The sequence below is a fragment of the Pseudonocardia lacus genome (assembly GCF_018531445.1).
GTDB lineage: Bacteria > Actinomycetota > Actinomycetes > Mycobacteriales > Pseudonocardiaceae > Pseudonocardia > Pseudonocardia lacus.
This window is the reverse complement of record NZ_JAHDTH010000207.1, coordinates 1-14,921: the sequence shown is the minus strand read 5'-3', so window position 1 is coordinate 14,921 and position 14,921 is coordinate 1. Positions and strand designations below refer to the sequence as shown.

The 14,921-nt window shown below is 75.7% G+C and carries 17 protein-coding genes and 1 pseudogene; 8 read left to right on the top strand and 10 right to left on the bottom strand.

The window, feature by feature from the left end; genetic code table 11:
- From KIK08_RS31655 to KIK08_RS31645, 3 genes and pseudogenes are all read right to left on the bottom strand, one after another.
- A pseudogene (locus tag KIK08_RS31655) lies at nt 1-461 on the bottom strand (hypothetical protein); the annotation flags it as partial.
- Nucleotides 462-734: 273 nt separating this feature from the next.
- Nucleotides 735-2,090 (bottom strand): type VII secretion integral membrane protein EccD, encoded by a 1,356-nt coding sequence (gene eccD / locus KIK08_RS31650; protein WP_214406982.1) that lies wholly within the window; start codon nt 2,088-2,090, stop codon nt 735-737.
- Nucleotides 2,087-2,350, bottom strand: a complete 264-nt coding sequence (locus tag KIK08_RS31645; RefSeq protein WP_214406981.1) for a hypothetical protein — start codon at nt 2,348-2,350, stop codon at nt 2,087-2,089. The genes eccD and KIK08_RS31645 overlap by 4 nt, the downstream gene beginning before the upstream one ends.
- Before the next feature lie 228 nt (nt 2,351-2,578).
- Here KIK08_RS31645 and KIK08_RS31640 point away from each other — a divergent pair, with 228 nt between their 5' ends.
- Nucleotides 2,579-3,775 carry a hypothetical protein gene (locus KIK08_RS31640; protein ID WP_214406980.1) on the top strand — a complete coding sequence of 399 codons (1,197 nt, stop codon included), beginning with the start codon at nt 2,579-2,581 and terminating at the stop codon, nt 3,773-3,775.
- A 15-nt stretch (nt 3,776-3,790) separates the two neighbouring features.
- Here KIK08_RS31640 and KIK08_RS31635 read toward each other — a convergent pair whose 3' ends face one another.
- Nucleotides 3,791-4,732, bottom strand: a complete 942-nt coding sequence (locus KIK08_RS31635) for an NADP-dependent oxidoreductase (RefSeq protein WP_214406984.1) — start codon at nt 4,730-4,732, stop codon at nt 3,791-3,793.
- 190 nt (nt 4,733-4,922) lie between these two features.
- Here KIK08_RS31635 and KIK08_RS31630 point away from each other — a divergent pair, with 190 nt between their 5' ends.
- A complete protein-coding gene (locus tag KIK08_RS31630) occupies nt 4,923-5,429 on the top strand; it encodes a hypothetical protein (RefSeq protein WP_214406979.1) in 507 nt (168 codons plus the stop codon).
- 30 nt (nt 5,430-5,459) lie between these two features.
- On the opposite strand, the gene KIK08_RS31625 is transcribed toward KIK08_RS31630, so the two are convergent.
- Together KIK08_RS31625 and KIK08_RS31620 are read right to left on the bottom strand one after the other, a co-directional pair.
- Nucleotides 5,460-5,630, bottom strand: a complete 171-nt coding sequence (locus KIK08_RS31625; protein ID WP_214406978.1) for a hypothetical protein — start codon at nt 5,628-5,630, stop codon at nt 5,460-5,462.
- Between the two features lie 79 nt (nt 5,631-5,709).
- Nucleotides 5,710-6,294 carry a hypothetical protein gene (locus KIK08_RS31620; RefSeq protein WP_214406977.1) on the bottom strand — a complete coding sequence of 195 codons (585 nt, stop codon included), beginning with the start codon at nt 6,292-6,294 and terminating at the stop codon, nt 5,710-5,712.
- A gap of 89 nt (nt 6,295-6,383) precedes the next feature.
- On the opposite strand from KIK08_RS31620, the gene KIK08_RS31615 reads away from it, so the two are divergent.
- From KIK08_RS31615 to KIK08_RS40570, 3 genes are all read left to right on the top strand, one after another.
- The gene (locus KIK08_RS31615; protein ID WP_214406976.1) at nt 6,384-6,869 is read left to right on the top strand and encodes a MarR family winged helix-turn-helix transcriptional regulator; all 486 of its coding nucleotides are present in this window, start codon (nt 6,384-6,386) and stop codon (nt 6,867-6,869) included.
- 10 nt (nt 6,870-6,879) lie between these two features.
- Nucleotides 6,880-8,469 (top strand): thiamine pyrophosphate-binding protein, encoded by a 1,590-nt coding sequence (locus KIK08_RS42035; RefSeq protein WP_214406975.1) that lies wholly within the window; start codon nt 6,880-6,882, stop codon nt 8,467-8,469.
- Between the two features lie 128 nt (nt 8,470-8,597).
- Nucleotides 8,598-9,320 carry a PadR family transcriptional regulator gene (locus KIK08_RS40570; protein WP_250558233.1) on the top strand — a complete coding sequence of 241 codons (723 nt, stop codon included), beginning with the start codon at nt 8,598-8,600 and terminating at the stop codon, nt 9,318-9,320.
- An 81-nt stretch (nt 9,321-9,401) separates the two neighbouring features.
- Here the strand turns inward: KIK08_RS40570 and KIK08_RS31600 are convergent, their stop codons facing one another.
- A complete protein-coding gene (locus KIK08_RS31600) occupies nt 9,402-9,833 on the bottom strand; it encodes an SgcJ/EcaC family oxidoreductase (RefSeq protein ID WP_214406974.1) in 432 nt (143 codons plus the stop codon).
- A 62-nt stretch (nt 9,834-9,895) separates the two neighbouring features.
- On the opposite strand from KIK08_RS31600, the gene KIK08_RS31595 reads away from it, so the two are divergent.
- Nucleotides 9,896-10,504, top strand: a complete 609-nt coding sequence (locus KIK08_RS31595; protein WP_214406973.1) for a TetR/AcrR family transcriptional regulator — start codon at nt 9,896-9,898, stop codon at nt 10,502-10,504.
- Nucleotides 10,505-10,601: 97 nt separating this feature from the next.
- Here the strand turns inward: KIK08_RS31595 and KIK08_RS31590 are convergent, their stop codons facing one another.
- Both KIK08_RS31590 and KIK08_RS31585 read right to left on the bottom strand, forming a co-directional pair.
- Nucleotides 10,602-10,997, bottom strand: a complete 396-nt coding sequence (locus tag KIK08_RS31590) for an SCO5389 family protein (RefSeq protein ID WP_214406972.1) — start codon at nt 10,995-10,997, stop codon at nt 10,602-10,604.
- Between the two features lie 32 nt (nt 10,998-11,029).
- On the bottom strand, nt 11,030-11,977 hold the full coding sequence (locus KIK08_RS31585; RefSeq protein WP_214406971.1) for an ATP-binding protein: 948 nt from the start codon (nt 11,975-11,977) through the stop codon (nt 11,030-11,032).
- Between the two features lie 204 nt (nt 11,978-12,181).
- On the opposite strand from KIK08_RS31585, the gene KIK08_RS31580 reads away from it, so the two are divergent.
- A complete protein-coding gene (locus tag KIK08_RS31580; protein ID WP_214406970.1) occupies nt 12,182-12,583 on the top strand; it encodes a hypothetical protein in 402 nt (133 codons plus the stop codon).
- An 81-nt stretch (nt 12,584-12,664) separates the two neighbouring features.
- On the opposite strand, the gene KIK08_RS31575 is transcribed toward KIK08_RS31580, so the two are convergent.
- On the bottom strand, nt 12,665-14,422 hold the full coding sequence (locus KIK08_RS31575) for a BCCT family transporter (protein WP_214406969.1): 1,758 nt from the start codon (nt 14,420-14,422) through the stop codon (nt 12,665-12,667).
- A 236-nt stretch (nt 14,423-14,658) separates the two neighbouring features.
- On the opposite strand from KIK08_RS31575, the gene KIK08_RS31570 reads away from it, so the two are divergent.
- On the top strand, nt 14,659-14,921 hold a 263-nt coding region (locus tag KIK08_RS31570; RefSeq protein WP_328516857.1), incomplete at its 3' end, for a tetratricopeptide repeat protein.

The following is a 14,921-nucleotide window of genomic DNA, read 5'->3' as shown; positions in this document are numbered from 1 at the left end:
GGGGGTGCCGCCCGCGGTGCCGGGGACGGGGACGGGCGGGGCGGCGGCACACGCGGGGGTCGCACGCGCTCGGTGGCGCGCTCGCCGGGGCCCGGCGACGGGTCGGGGCGGGGCCCTGGTCGGGGCTCGGGACGGGGCGGCCCGGAGGCGGCGGCGGTGAGCGGATCGGGGGTGTCCGCGGTCGGCCGGGGTGGGGGCTCGGCCCATGGCTCGGAGCTGTCAGTGAACAGCGGGTTGTCCGGTGCCCGCCGGAACCGGCCCGAGCCGGTCGCGTCGGCGGGGGACCCCCGCATCGGGTCGGTGCGGTCGGGGTCGCGCCGGGGCGGGTCGGCGGACGCGGCCGCCGCCGGAACCGGGACCGGACCGGTGGCGTCGGCGACGGGCGGGACGCGGACCTCGGGCACGTCGAAGACGGGGATCGGGATCAGCGGCGGCGCGACGGACGGGGGGACGGACGGCACTGGGTCCGGCACTGGGTCCGGCACTGGGTCCGGCACTGGGTCCGGCACTGGGTCCGGCACTGACTCCGGCACTGGGTCCCGTGCGGCGTCCGGTGCCCGGACCGGTGGCTGCTCCCCCGTGTCCCGCAGCCGGTGGCGGGGCCGGGTGCCGGCCCCGGACGGGGCGAGCGGCGTGGCGGGCCCGGGCAGCTCCGCCCCGCCGCCCGGCCCGGCCTGGGCGGACAGCGGGTCGTGTGCCCGGTGCGAAGCTGCGGAAGACATGGTCCCCGGTCGTCAGAAGGTGTTCAGGAGGCGCTCGTACACGCCGAAGACGCCGACGGCGACCGGTACGGTGGCCACCACGACGAGCCCTTCGACGCGGTCGGCGACCTGGCGGGCCCGCGCGCGCACGTGCGGGCGGGGTCGGACGTCGAGCAGCACGACCGCGCCCACCGCGACGGCGCCGGCGACGAGCGCGCCCGCCCACCACCGGTCGGGGGCGGTCGCCATCCAGCTGGTCAGCAGCCCGATCGCGATCACGACGCTCGCCCCCACCAGCGCCACGACCTCCACGGTCAGCGGGAAGGCGCGCAGCCGGATCAGCACGGCCGCGGCCGTCAGCCCGGCCAGCGCCGACGTCCACCCGGAGCCCGCCGCGGCCAGCACCCAGCCGGCCACCGCGGCGGACACCGCCGTGGCCACGCACGCCATCGCCAGGCCGCGGTGCGCGGCGAGCACGGCGGCGGTGGCCGCGACGCGGGTGACGGGCTCGTCGGCGGCCTGCCGGTCGTCCAGGCCGGCCAGCCCGGAGGCGATGACGGCCAGCCGGGGCAGCACGCCCAGCCCGGCGACGGCCACGATCGCCAGCACCGCGGCGACCTGCTCGATCGGCATCCCGATGGCGTCGAGCAGGTACCAGGTGCCCAGCTGGGCCAGCAGCGCACCGCCGCCGATGAACCCGGCCCGCCGCTGCCCGGTCGTGGTCCCGATCAGCACGACGACCACCGCGACCACCAGCGCCCAGCCCACGGAGCGCAGCCCGACGAGCGGGGTGGTGAGCGGGACGGCCACGACGGCCGCGGCCGCGCCGGTGAGCAGCACGGTGGTGCCGGCCGGGCGGCGCCCGGTCAGCGCGAGCAGCACGCCCACCGCCGCCAGCCCCGCCCCGGCCGCCAGCAGCGGTACGGGACCGGTCGCCGGGGCGGTCAGCAGCGCGGCGACGAGCGCGGCGACGACCGCGACGACGGTCGCCGTCCAGCGCAGGGCGGCCGGGCCCCACCGGCCCGACCTGTGGTCGAGGTCGTCGGAGACGTGCTCGGCGACGTCGTGCAGGATCGGCGCGGGCGGTGACTCGGTGATCGGGTCGAGCCGGACCAGGGCGCCGTCCGGGACGCCCGCGTCGCGCAGGCTGGCCGACAGGTCGAGGGCGACGCCGTCGACGGTGGTGAGCTGGTAGCCGTGCGGGTCGGCGCCGGGCGCTGCGCCGCCGCCGACCATGGCGACCAGGTCGGGCACCAGCAGCCCGACGGGCTCGTCGGACGGGAGCACCAGGTCGGCGCGGCGGTGGCTGCCGCTGAGCGTGAGGCGGGTGAGCCGGGCGGTGCGCGGGGCCTGCCCCGGCGGACCGGTGGGGGGCAGCGTGGCCGTCATCGCGGCACCCCCGGGGAGACGACCTGCTGCTGTTGCTGCTGGCGCGCGGCCTGCTGCTGGGCGAGCAGGTCCTGGACGAACGACCAGCCCACGCAGCCCGCCGAGGCCACCGCGGCGAGGACCACGCCCACGGCGAGGCGCTTGAGGTTGTCGACCGTGGACCGCACCCGCCGCTCCCGGCCCCAGATCAGCGCTTCGCGGAGCCGGCCGCGGCGTACCGCGACCGACTCGAGCAGCTGGACGTCGAGATCCCGGGGCATCGACGTCGATGGTAGACACCGGGACGCACTCGACCGTGCGCCCTGTCACTCGACGCGACCATCGCATGTCGTTTTGCGTCGACTGTTCACCCGGCCGGTGGGCCGCTGCCGCACCCGAACGGCCTCGACCGCGCGGCACCCGCGGAAGTCGGATCATCGTCTCCAGCGGCGGCGGAGAGCGGTCCCCGCCCGGTAGGTTCGGGGCACTGGGCGCGTGAGGGGAGCGAGGTGTTCCGCAGGTCTGACCGCAGGGACGACGCGGCCGACGCGTCCGCGCTCGCGGCGCGCAACGCCGCGACCCAGGGCTTCCTGGCCCTCGACGACGAGCAGCGCGCCGCGGCCGAGGCGGTGCGCGCCGCCGAGGAGATGGGCACCGCCCGCCGGCTGGGCCGGGCGTGGGCCGACGTGGCCGCGGTCGGCGACGCCGCCACCGAGGCCTACCTGACCGCCACGCGTGACTACCCGATCGTCGACGGCCGCCCGACCAGCGGCGGCAAGGCCGCCGACGAGCGCGCCCTGCGCGAGATCGAGCGCGCCCGCCAGGTCATCCGCCGCTTCCGCGACGAGCACGCCCGGGTGCTCGACGAGGCCGCGTTCGCGCTGGCCGGCCTGCCCCGCGCGGTCCAGGAGGCGCGCACGGTGGTGGTCACCGCCCGCGCGGCGGTGCAGCGGGCCGAGGCGGAGGGCTTCCGCTCGCGGCGGGCCGCGCGGCAGTTGGCCGACGCGGAGCGGGAAGCGGTCGCGCTGGACGATCCCTCGCTCGGGCTGCGCGAGCTCAGCGCGGCCACCCAACGCACCATCGACCTGGCCCGCTCGGCCACCACGCTGGCCGAGGAGGCGCCGCGCACCGCGCAGTCCGTGCGCACGGCGCTGGTCAGCATCGCCACCCGGCGCAGCGCCGTCGGGACCAAGGTCGAGCGGATCGAGCCGGCGATGTCGGCGCTGCGGCGGGAGTTCTCCGAGCCGTGCTCGCGCGACCTCACCGGGGCCGAGCGCGCCGCCGCGGAGGCGGTCGCCGAGGCCGACGTGGTGATCGCGCAGGCCCGGCGGGCCGCCGACGAGGGCGAGTGGGACGACGCCGCCGACCGGGTCACCGAGGCGCGCGCGGCGCTGGGCCGCGCCGAGCACCACCACGAGTCGGTGACCGACCGGCTGGCCGAGCTGCGCGCCGTGCGCGAGGACCCGTCCAAGGAGGCCGCCGACGCGCGCTTCGTGCTGCGCGACGCGCAGCGCCTGGTGGTCGACCGCGGCCTGGTCGGCCGGTTCGGCCCCGTCCTGGACGCCCAGTCGGTGCGGCTGCAGAACGCGCAGGACCGGCTCACCGGGCCGCACCCCGACTACTGGTTCTACCTGAGCGAGCTGCGCGGGGTGCGCGAGCGGGTCCGGGACGTGGTCTCCGAGGCCAGGGAGGCCGCGGCCCGCTGAGCCGGGCCGGTCGCCTCAGACGGTGAGCACCAGCTTGCCGGAGGTGTGGCCGAACTCCCCGGCGCGGTGCGCGTGCGACGCGCGCTCCAGCGGGAACGTCTCGGCCACCAGCACCCGCAGCCTGCGGTCGTCGACGAGGCGGGCCAACTCCTCCAGGCCGTCGCCGTCGGGCTCGACGAGCATGCCGGTGGCCCGCAGGTCGCGCTCCGCGGCCGCGGCCACCACGTCGGCGGCCCCGGCCGAAGGCAGGCACACCATCCGCCCGGCCCCGGCGAGCACGTCCAGCGAGCGCACCGAGGTCTCCCCGCCGACCAGGTCGATGACGAGGTCGACCGGCTCGTCCACCGCCCGCTCGAACGCCTCGGCGCGGTAGTCGACCGCCTCGTCGACGCCCAGGTCGTGCAGCAGGTCGTGCTTGGAGACCGAGGCGGTGCCGATCACGTACGCCCCACGGGCCTTGGCGATCTGCACGGCGAGGTGGCCCACGCCGCCCGCCGCGGCGTGCACGAGCACCCGCTCCCCCGGCTGGACGTGCGCGACGTCGACCAGCGACTGCCACGCCGTCAGCCCGGCCAGGGGCAGCGCGCCGGCCTCGACCTCGGAGAGCCCGGCCGGCCGGTGGGCGAAGTGGCGCGAGGGCGCGGTGATGAACTCGGCGTAGGCGCCGGCCGCGCGCGGGAACCACGGCATGCCGAACACCGCGTCGCCGACGGCGAACCGGGTGACGCCGGCGCCGACGGCGTCGACCGTGCCGGCGACGTCCCAGCCGACGGTGAACGGGGGCGGTCCCAGCACGGCGGCCATCCCCGCCCCGGCGCGGGTCTTCCAGTCGACGGGGTTGACGCCGGCGGCGGCGACCCGCACGCGGATCTCGGTGGGCAGCGGCGCGGGCACCTCGGCCTCGCCCAGCTCCAGCACCTCGGGGCCGCCGGTGGACAGCTGGGTGATCACGCGCATCGTTCCCACGGCGGATGCCTACCATCGTCGGCCCCCGGACGTCGGGCGAGGGGTCGCCCGACCGGTCGGTCGGCTTCCGGTGCTTCCCAGGGCTTCACAGGGCTCCGCATTGCTTCACAGTGCTTCACAGTGCTCAACCGGGCCGGCCGCTACCCTTCGCGGACCGCCGCCGTCCGTTCGTGGAGTCCGCATGCCGTTCAGCTCGCGCCGCGGCCGGCTCGCCGCGCCGCTCATCTGCGCCCTCCTGCTGGTCGGGGCGGTGACCGGCTGCGGGCTGGGCAGCTCGGTGGCCGACAGCGACGCCCGCTCCGCGTCGGCGAGCACCGACCGGCGGCCACCGGTCGAGGACCCCTTCTGCGCGGCGTCGCGGGCCAACAGCGCGGCGATCGGCCCGCTGAACCGGCTGGTCGCCGCCGGGCAACCGGAGCGCGACGAGTTGGTACGCGCGGTCGACGCGGTGCGTCGCAGCGGGGTCGACCTGGTGATGGCCGCGCCGCCGGAGCTCCGCGGCGACGTCCAGCAGACCGTCGACGCGGTCGACCTGCAGCTCGACGCGCTGCTGGCCAGCGGTGGCGACGGGCGTGCGGCGAACGCCGACCCGACCCTGGGCGGGCGGCTGGACTCCGCTTCCCTGGCCGCGGCCGGGGAGAAGGTGTCGGACTACCTGACCCGCGCCTGCGCCGGCACCCGGCGCTGAGCGGCGGGCCGGCCGGCGCGGCCGTAGCCGCTACGACCCGATCGAGCGGTTGGACCGGTTCCTGATCGCGGTGTAGGCGGCGAAGCCGAGGAACACCACCGCGCCGATCACCAGGGCCGTGGTCAGGAACTTGAAGATCGCCCCCAGGACCGAGATCACGATCCAGATCGCGAGCGCGATCCCCAGAATCCTCAGCACCATCGTCTGCCCCCTTCGGCCCTCGCCCGTCCGACGAACGGGCGCGACGCGGAGTTCCCGCGCCACCGGTCCCGCCCGGACGCTACCCGGCGGCCGGCCGCTCGGACAGGAGCTTCCCGTCGTCGCCCGCCCGGTGGTCGGCGCCGCGGACCAGTGCCTGGTGCAGCAGCGCGAACATCCAGACCATCGAGAACGCGATGATCGTCGGGTTCTTGACCGCGAGCAGCACCGCCCAGTAGACGGCCTGGCCGGACGGCGGCACCAGCGGAGCGACCAGCAGGTCGGGGATCGTGTCGAAGACGAGCGAGGCGACGCCCAGGCCGGCGAACTGCAGCAGCAGCGCCGGCCACTGCCGGCGGGCGTAGCGGCCCAGCCGACGGACGCACTCGGACAGGTCCACGTCGCGCAGGCGGGCGTCGGACCCGATGGTCCAGCGCCACAGCAGCACGACGAGCAGGAGCCGGCTGCCCCACGTCACGGCTTCGAGGGCGAACGCCGCCGGCGCCGCCAGGTCGTCGCCCACGAACTGCACGAGCGCCCGCTGCGCCGATCCGACCAGGGACAGCCCGACGACGGGCAGCAGGTGGCGGCGGTACCGGTGCCACGCCTCGGCCAGCACTTCGCGCGCGAGTCGCACGCTCCCGTCGTTCCCGGTCGTGGTCGGCATCGTCCTTCTCCCCCGCTCGATCGGCTATTACTTCGCCACACTAAAACTTTCGGTCGACCGAAGCAACTGTCGGGGTGGAGGATCGGACCATGGCGCAGGACGGGACCGGGCAGCGCGGGGAAGACCTCGGGTGGGAGCTGAGCACCGCGGTCGTGCTCTTCCACGAGGCGGTGGCCCAGCGGCTCGGCCTCAGCGCGGCCGACCACCGCGCGCTGGGCGTCGTCTCCCGGGCCGGGTCGCTGACCGCGGGCGAGCTGGCCCAGCGCACGGGCCTGTCCCCCGGCGCGGTCACCGGGCTGGTCGACCGGCTCGAGTCGGCCGGGCACGTGCGCCGCACGCGCGACCCCGCCGACCGCAGGCGCGTGGTGATCGTGCCGGTGTCCGCGCCGGGGCGCCCCGACCTCTCGGGGATCTTCCGCGACCTGGGCGCGGCCATGGCCGGCTTCGGAGGCGACTACGACGAGCAGCAGATCCGCGCGATCCAGGACTACCTGGTCAAGACGATCCGGGTGCTGCGCGAGCAGACGCGCAGGCTGTCGGCCGAAGCCGCCGCCGAGGGACCCGGCGACGGGTAGCGTGCGGGCCGTGATCGTGGCGGAGCAGGTGCTGGACGTGGTCGCCCGGCACGGCGCGCGGACCGTCTTCGGCCTGCCCGGCGTGCACAACCTCGCCTTCTGGCGCGCCGCGGACGGGCGTGCACCGGTCGTGGTGCGCCACGAGCAGGCCGCCGTCTACGCCGCCGACGGGTGGGCGCGCGCCACGGGTGGGCTCGGCGCCGCGGTGGTCACCACCGGCCCGGGCGCGGCGAACGCCGTGGCGGCCTTCGGCGAAGCGGCCGCGGCGAGCTCGCCGGTGCTGCTGGTGGCCTCGGAGATCCCGCAGGCGCTGCGCCGACCCGGGCGGCTGCGCGGGGTGCTGCACGAGTCGCGCGACCAGGCCGCGCTGTTCGCGCCGTTGGCCAGGGCGGTGTTCACGCCGCGCACGCCGACCGAGGTGGCCGCCGTGCTCGACGAGGCGGTCGCCGCCGCGATGCGCCACCCGCGCGGGCCGGTCTACCTCGACATCCCCGCCGACGTCCTCGGGCAGCCCGCCGAGCCGCTCGGGCACGCCGAGGGCTGGCACGAGCCCGACCCGGCCGCCGCCGAGATCGACGCGGCGGCCGAGGTGCTGCGCGGGCGGCGGGTGGTGATCTGGGCCGGCGGCGGCGCGCTGGACGTCGAGCCCTCGGTGGCCGGGCTCGCCGCCCACATCGGGGCCCCGGTGGTGTCGACGTTCCAGGGCCGCGGTGTGCCGCCCACCGACCACCCGACCGCGCTCGGGCTGCCCCCGCACGAGCCGGAGGCCGCCGAGCTGATCGGGTCGGCCGAGGTGCTGCTGGCCGTGGGCGGCGACCTGGACGGCATGAACACCCGCAACTGGACGATGCCGCGACCGCCCGCGCTCGTCACGATCGACCCGGCGCCCGTCGAGCAGCCGGAGTGGCGCCCGGACGCCGCGGTCACCGGCAAGCTCGGGGAGGCGCTGCGCGGGCTGGTCGAGCGGCTGCCGGCCCGCCCGGCGTGGGCCAAGCCCGACCTTCGCGCCACCGCGCTGGCCCGCCTCGCCGCCGACCCGGCCACCGCCGAGGCGGTGGCGCTGGTGGAGGCGGTCGAGTCGGCCCGCACGCCGGACACGGTGCTGGTCTGCGACATGGCCGTGGCCGGCTACTGGGTCGGCGGGTACGCCGCCGCGCCCGGACCGCGGCGGCTGGCCTACCCGGTGGGCTGGGGCACGCTCGGGTTCGGGCTCCCGGCGTCCATCGGCCCGGCGGCGGCGGGCCACCCGGTGCTGGCGGTGTGCGGCGACGGCGGCCTGATGATGGCGCTCGGCGAACTGGCCACGCTGGTCCAGCAGCGGCTCCCGGTCACGGTCCTGGTCGTCGACGACGCCGGCTACGGGATGCTGCGCTACGACCAGGTGGTGGCCGGGCACCCCGAGGTGGGCGTCGACCTGGTCACTCCCGACTTCCCCGCGCTCGCGGCGTCGTTCGGCGTGGCCTCGACAGCGGTGGACCGCGTCGACGACCTCGCCGCGCCGCTGGCGGCCGCGGTCGCCGGCGGACGCCCCCACCTGGTGCACGTGCGGGCCCGGCTGCTGCCGCCGCGCATCACGTCGCCGCGCTGGCACCAGGACTGACGCAGCCACGCAAGCGGTTGTGACCGACGTCACCTTTTCGTCTGCACTATCGCGATATATCGTGATGGCACACGAGCTGATCGGATGCTATCGGAGCAGCCGAGTTCGCAGACCCGAGGAGACACACCATGACCAGCACGAACCCCGAAGACGGCCCCCGCCGGTTCCGTAACCGACGCTTCGGCCGCCACACGTTCTCCGGGCCGGCCGACGGCCCGATGGCCCCGCCGCCGCCGTTCGGACCGGTCGAAGAAGAGGAGATCGGCCCGCACCACGTCCGCGGCCACGGCCCCGGCAGGCGCGGGCGCCGGCACGGCCCTCCGGTCCCGCCCATGCCGCCGTTCGGCCCGGGCTTCGGGCCGGGCGGTCCGCGCGGCCGGTTCCCCGGCCCCCGCGGGCGGCGCGGACGGCGCACGGCCCGCGGCGACATCCGCCTGGCGGTGCTCGCGCTCGTCTCCGAGCAGCCCCGGCACGGCTACGAGATCATCCAGGAGATCGCCGAGCGCTCCGGCGGGGCGTGGCGCCCCAGCCCGGGCTCGGTGTACCCGACGCTCTCGCAGCTGCAGGACGAGGGCCTGGTGCGCGTGGAGAACGCCGACGGGCGTCGCGTCGTGCACCTGACCGAGCCCGGCACCGCGTTCGTCGAGGAGCACCGCGCCGAGCTCGACGCGGTGTGGGCGGCGGTCAGCGGCGACGCCGACGACGAGGGCGTGGCGCTGTGGGAGCAGCTCGCACAGCTGCACGCGGCCACCCAGCAGGTGCTCGGCGCCGGCACGCCGGAGCAGATCACCGCGGCCGGCACCGCGCTGGCCGAGGCCCGCAAGACGATCTACCGGCTGCTCGCCGAGTGACGGCCTGACGCACGGCGGTGCCCCGGACCGATCCGGTCCGGGGCACTGTCATGTCCGGGACGGGCCGCGGTCAGACCGCGCCTATTCGGGGCGGTCGCCCCAGCCGAGCGGCTTGCGGGCGGCCAACTCCTCGTCGTGGCCCGCGAAGGCGGCGCCGTCGATGCGGACGGTGTTGTGGAACGCGACGATCTCGCCGTCGCGGAAGACCTTGGTCTGGATCGCGCGGGTGGTGCCGGCGCGCGGCCCCGCTGGCACGTCCAGCGTCGACTCGGTCCGCACGACCAGCGCGTCGCCGACCGGCCGGCGGGCCACCGCCCTGATCTCGATGCGGCTGCCGCGGTAGATGGTGTCGAAGATCTTCTGGTGCTCCGCGGCGATCACCGACCGCCCCCGCTGGACCCGACCCACCACGTCGACGAACTCCGCGTCCTCGGCGAAGCACGCCGCCCACGCATCGGCCTCGCCTGCGTTCCACGCGCGTTCCAGCTCGGAGACGACCTCGTCCACCGTCATCGCTATCCTCCTGATCAGTACATCGATCCATTCACTGGAACAACGTTCCAGCAGGAGGGTACATGGCGACCGACCTGCCCGGCGTCGTCCGGCTGCGGGACCGCCGGGAGGCGCTGACGCTGCGCACGATCCTCGGGGCCGCGCGCGAGCTGTTCGCCGAGCGCGGGTACGCCCGCACGCCGATCAGGCTGCTGGCCGAGCGGGCCGGCGTCTCCCCGCAGACCATCTACGCCCACTTCGGCTCCAAGGCCGGGGTGCTGCGCGGGCTGGTCGACCTGCTCGACGAGGAGGCCGGCCTGGTCGAGCTGATGGCCGAGGCCGAGGGCCTGTCCGAGCCCGCCGCGCTGCTCGGCCTGCTGGCCCGGGCCGCGCGCCAGGTCCGGGAGCGCTGCGGCGACATCGTGGCCATCCTGCACTCCGGCGCGGCGGCCGACCCGGACATCGCCGCGACCGAGGCCGAGGGGGCACGGCGCAACCGGCTGGCCGTCGAGATGGCGGTGGAGCGCATCCGCGCCGGCGGGCACCCGGTCGTCGACCGCGCGGTCGACGTCGCGGTGGCGCTGATGAGCGCCGGCGTGCACGAGAGCCTGGTGCGCGACGGCGGGTGGTCCCACGACGACTACGAGGACTGGCTCGCCCGCACGCTCGTCGCCGCCGTCCTGGCCGACTGACCCGCCACCGCCCGGTTCAGGAAAGCCACGATACTGCCCGCTGCGGGCAGCATCGTGGCTTTCCTGAACTCGGGTCGCGGGGTCGCGGGTCGCGGGGTCAGCAGTCGCGCAGCTCGGGGGTCTGGTTGAGGACCTGGGCGCGGGAGCTGACGAACTCGCGGTGGACGGCGCTGCCGACGGCGTCCGGGGCGAAGGCGGCGATCCGGTGGCAGTTCTGGAAGGCCAGGGCCACGCCGAAGTGGCGCTCCAGCGCCCCGCGGATCGCGTTGCTGGCCAGCGCGCGCAGCAGCTGGCCGCGCTCGGCCTCCGACGGCGGCGGCACGGCGTGCTCGCCGAAGGCGCTGCCCGGGCGGGCGGCGAGGTCGTCGGCGGCGGCGCTGACCACCTGCCAGGCGTAGGGCAGCGACTCGCGGACGACGCCGACGAACGTGGCGTCGTCGATCTCGCCGCGGGCCGCCTCGTCGAGGACGGCGGTGGGGACGTCGAGGGACACGGGAACCTCCTGGGTGGGTGGACGGGCCGGGCTCACGCGGGCACCGGCCGGCCCGGCACGAAGTCCGGGTCGACCTGGGCCGCGAGATCGGTGCCGGCCGCCCGGTTGCCCCAGGCGGCGGCGTTGCGCAGGTGGAACCCGACGGTGCCGCGGTGGTAGGCCGCCCAGTCGCGCTCGCGGGCGTCGAGGCGGGCGCGCAGCACGTCGAGCACGGCGCGGTTCTCCGGCTCCAGGTCGGCGACCGGGGCCACGGCGCCGCGCTCGGCCGCCCGCACCCACGCGGACTGGCCGAGCCAGCCCAGCAGCGCGGAGCCGACCTGGGAGCGCAGGTAGTCGACGTCGTCGGGGCCGGTGACCTTGTTGCCGAGCACGGCCAGCGCGACCCCGTGGCCCGCGGCGTGCTCGGCGTACTGCCGGAAGACGCCGACGCCGCGCCGGGTCGGCTCGCAGACCAGCACGGTCAGGTCGAAGCGGGTGAACAGCCCGGAGGCGAACGCGTCGGCGCCCGCGGTCATGTCGACCACGACGTACTCGCCGGGGCCGTCGACGAGGTGGTTGAGCCAGAGCTCCACGGCGCCGGTCTTGGAGTGGTAGCAGGACACGCCGATGTCGGCCTCGTCGAACTCGCCGGTGACCAGGTGGCGCACCCCGCCGACGTCGATCGAGCACCGGGCGAGCAGCTCGCCCGCGGGGTCGAGGTCGACCAGCCGCGAGCCGCTGCCCGGCGGGGTCGTCTTGATCATCTGTCCGGCCGACGGGATGCGCGGGTTGGTGCCGCGCAGGTGCTCCTTGAGCCAGGCCAGCTCGGCGCCCAGCGCCCGCGGTGGCGGGCCGTCGTGCCCGAGCGCCTGGCCGAGGTGCTGGTTGATGTCGGCGTCGACGGCGAGCACGCGGTCGCCGCGCTCGGCCAGGTACCGGCTGAACAGCGCGGCGGACGTGGTCTTGCCGCTGCCGCCCTTGCCGACGAACGCGATGCGCACCGAACCTCCCGTGGTCGTTCCCTCACGCTGGTAGTAAACGATAATCATTACCAGTAGGAGTCGGGCCGTGGGGTCGGGTCGCCCGGATCGGCGACACCCGTCCCGGTCACGGCGACCACGCCCCGCCGCACGGGCCCCGAAGGTCGTCCCCGGTGGCTGGATACGATCCCGGCCTCAGCAGTCTCACCCCGGGAGCACAGACACATGGATCGCACGACCGCACTCCGCACGCTGCGCGACGTCGGCGCCGCCGCCTGGTTCGGGGGCTCGCTGATGGGAGCCTCCGGGCTGAACGCGGCCGCCGACGAGGTCGACCCGGCCGACCGCAACCGCGTGGCCTCCGCCGGTTGGGCGCGCTGGAACCCGATCTTCCGCGCCGCCGCCCTCAGCCACCTCGTGGGCAGCGTGGGCATGGCCGCCAGCACCCGCAGCCGCGGCTCGGTCGTCGGCCTCGGCCTGACCACCGCCGCGCTCGGGGCCACCGTGAGCACCGCCAAGCTCGGCGCGGGCGACCCGCCCAACACCGACGCCATCCACAAGGTCGAGTGGGCCATCCCGGCCCTGCTGGCCGCGGTGGTCGTGCTGGGTGCCCGCCGCTCCGGCTGACCCGGCGCACGAAGAGGGGGTCGGTCCGATCGGACCGACCCCCTCTTCGTGCCCTGTGCCGGGCCCGGACTCAGCCGGCGCTCACTCCGGCTTCTTCTTCGACTCCTCGGGCAGCGGGTCGACGATCAGCGGCTTGCCCTCCGGGTGCTGCTTGACCGACACGACGAACTTGTCGCCGTACTTGTCGGTGCCGTACTCCACGGCCTGCACGACCGCGGCCGCGGAGCGCCGCTCCCGGCGCATCATCGGGTCGTGGTAGAGGTCCCTGGCCAGCGCGATGCACAGCACCACCATCACGATCGCGAACGGCGCCGCCGAGATGATCGTGATGGTCTGGATGCCGGTGAGCGCGTCGCCCTCACCCGCCCCGACGATCAGCATGATCGCGGCGATGGCGCCCATCACCACGCCCCAGAAGATCACCACCCAGCGCGACGGCTCGATCGTGCCGCGCTGCGACAGCGTGCCCATGACGAGCGACGCCGCGTCCGCGCCGGACACGAAGAAGATCGCCACCAGCAGCATGGCGATGATCGCCAGGACCCCGCCCAGCGGCACCGAGTCGAGCAGGCCGAACAGTTGGGCCTCGGTGTCCTGGCTGGCCAGGTCGGTGCCGCTGCGCTGCAGGTTGATCGCGGCTCCGCCGAAGACGGCGAACCAGATGAGGCTGACCGTGCTCGGGATCAGCAGCACGCCGACCACGAACTGGCGGATCGTGCGCCCGCGGCTGATGCGGGCGATGAACATGCCGACGAACGGCGTCCAGGAGATCCACCAGGCCCAGTAGAAGACCGTCCAGCCCGACAGCCACTCCGCGGTGGCGTCGCCGCCGGTGGCCGCGGTGCGCGCGGCCATCTGGGCCAGGTCGCCGAAGTAGTCGCCGATGGCGGTGGGCAGCAGGTTGAGGATGAGCACGGTCGGCCCGAAGACGAAGATCACCAGCGCCAGCACCCCGGCCAGCACCATGTTGATGTTCGACAGCCACTGGATGCCCTTGGCCACGCCGGACACGGCCGAGGCGACGAACGCGATCGTCAGCACGACGATGATGGCCACCAGGAGGGCCTCACCGACCTCGGGCACGCCGTTGAGCTCCAGGCCGGCGCCGATCTGCAGCGCGCCCAGGCCCAGCGAGGCGGCCGACCCGAACAGCGTCGCGAAGATCGCCAGGATGTCGACGACCCGCCCGAAGGCGCCCTCGGTGCGCGACTCGCCCAGCAGCGGCGCGAACGCCGAGCTGATCAACTGCCGGCGGCCGCGGCGGAACGTGGAGTAGGCGATGGCCAGGCCCACCACCGCGTAGATGGCCCACGGGTGCAGCGTCCAGTGGAACAGCGTGGTCGCCATGGCGACGTCGAGCGCCTCGGGTGTGCCTGCCGCGACGGTGCCCGGCGGGGGGCTGGTGAAGTGCGACAGCGGCTCGGCGACGCCGTAGAACATCAGGCCGATGCCCATGCCGGCGCTGAACATCATCGCGATCCAGGAGACCGTCCGGAACTCCGGGGCCTCCGCGTCGCCGCCCAGCGGGATCTTGCCGTACTTGCTGAAGGCGACCCACAGGGCGAACACCACGAAGCCGCTGGCGGCGAGCACGAACGCCCAGCCACCGCCTTCCATGATGGCGCCGAGGACCGCGCTGGAGACGCTCGACAGCGAGTCGACCGAGATGACGCCCCAGGCGATGAACGCCACGACCAGCGCCGCGGCCACCCCGAAGATCACCTTGTCGATCGGGTAGTGGTGGTCGGCGGTGGTGCCGGCCTCCTCGGGCGTGATCGGGTGGTCCGGCTCCGAGGGTGGTGTCTCCGAGGAACTCCCCGGGGTCTGCTGGACGGTCATGGCTGTCGGCTGCGGCCGAATGCGCCGCGGCCTTCCCCCTCCCGCTGGTAGTCGGTCTGGTGGAGCAACCTTGCGGCGCCGGTGCGTCATCGTCAACAGATGGCGCAGGACGGAACAGGGTCGTTATCGATCACCTGCCGCGCGGAGGGCGCACCGCCGGCGCGCAGGCGACAGCGATGGCCCAGGCTGCCCCGCTCGCGACCGGCCCGCAACCGGACGGGCGATACTGGCCGGCGATGAGCACCGACACGCCCGACCCCCTGCTGACGAGCCTGCTCGCGGCCGTCGACGCCGCCCCCGACGACGTCCCGCTGCGGGTCCACGTGGCCGAGTTGCTGCTGGCGCGCGGCCGCGGGGCCGAGGCGCTGCAGCACTGCAGCCGTGCGCTCACCCTCGCCCCCGGCGACGCCGCCGCCCTCGCGCTGCTGCAGCGCGTGACCGCGGCGCTGGCCGCCCCCGTGGCGCCGACGCCACCCACCCCTCCCCCGCCACCGGCGCC

Excerpts from the sequence above, each read along its gene's own strand:
- eccD (WP_214406982.1), bottom strand. The coding sequence starts at position 2,090 with ATGACGGCCACGCTGCCCCCCACCGGTCCGCCGGGGCAGGCCCCGCGC.
- KIK08_RS31645 (WP_214406981.1), bottom strand. The coding sequence starts at position 2,350 with ATGCCCCGGGATCTCGACGTCCAGCTGCTCGAGTCGGTCGCGGTACGC.
- KIK08_RS31635 (WP_214406984.1), bottom strand. The coding sequence starts at position 4,732 with ATGCGCGTGATCACCCAGCTGTCCACCGGCGGCCCCGAGGTGCTGGAG.
- KIK08_RS31630 (WP_214406979.1), top strand. The coding sequence starts at position 4,923 with ATGCCGTTCAGCTCGCGCCGCGGCCGGCTCGCCGCGCCGCTCATCTGC.
- KIK08_RS31625 (WP_214406978.1), bottom strand. The coding sequence starts at position 5,630 with ATGGTGCTGAGGATTCTGGGGATCGCGCTCGCGATCTGGATCGTGATC.
- KIK08_RS31620 (WP_214406977.1), bottom strand. The coding sequence starts at position 6,294 with ATGCCGACCACGACCGGGAACGACGGGAGCGTGCGACTCGCGCGCGAA.
- KIK08_RS31615 (WP_214406976.1), top strand. The coding sequence starts at position 6,384 with ATGGCGCAGGACGGGACCGGGCAGCGCGGGGAAGACCTCGGGTGGGAG.
- KIK08_RS40570 (WP_250558233.1), top strand. The coding sequence starts at position 8,598 with ATGACCAGCACGAACCCCGAAGACGGCCCCCGCCGGTTCCGTAACCGA.
- KIK08_RS31600 (WP_214406974.1), bottom strand. The coding sequence starts at position 9,833 with ATGACGGTGGACGAGGTCGTCTCCGAGCTGGAACGCGCGTGGAACGCA.
- KIK08_RS31595 (WP_214406973.1), top strand. The coding sequence starts at position 9,896 with ATGGCGACCGACCTGCCCGGCGTCGTCCGGCTGCGGGACCGCCGGGAG.
- KIK08_RS31580 (WP_214406970.1), top strand. The coding sequence starts at position 12,182 with ATGGATCGCACGACCGCACTCCGCACGCTGCGCGACGTCGGCGCCGCC.
- KIK08_RS31575 (WP_214406969.1), bottom strand. The coding sequence starts at position 14,422 with ATGACCGTCCAGCAGACCCCGGGGAGTTCCTCGGAGACACCACCCTCG.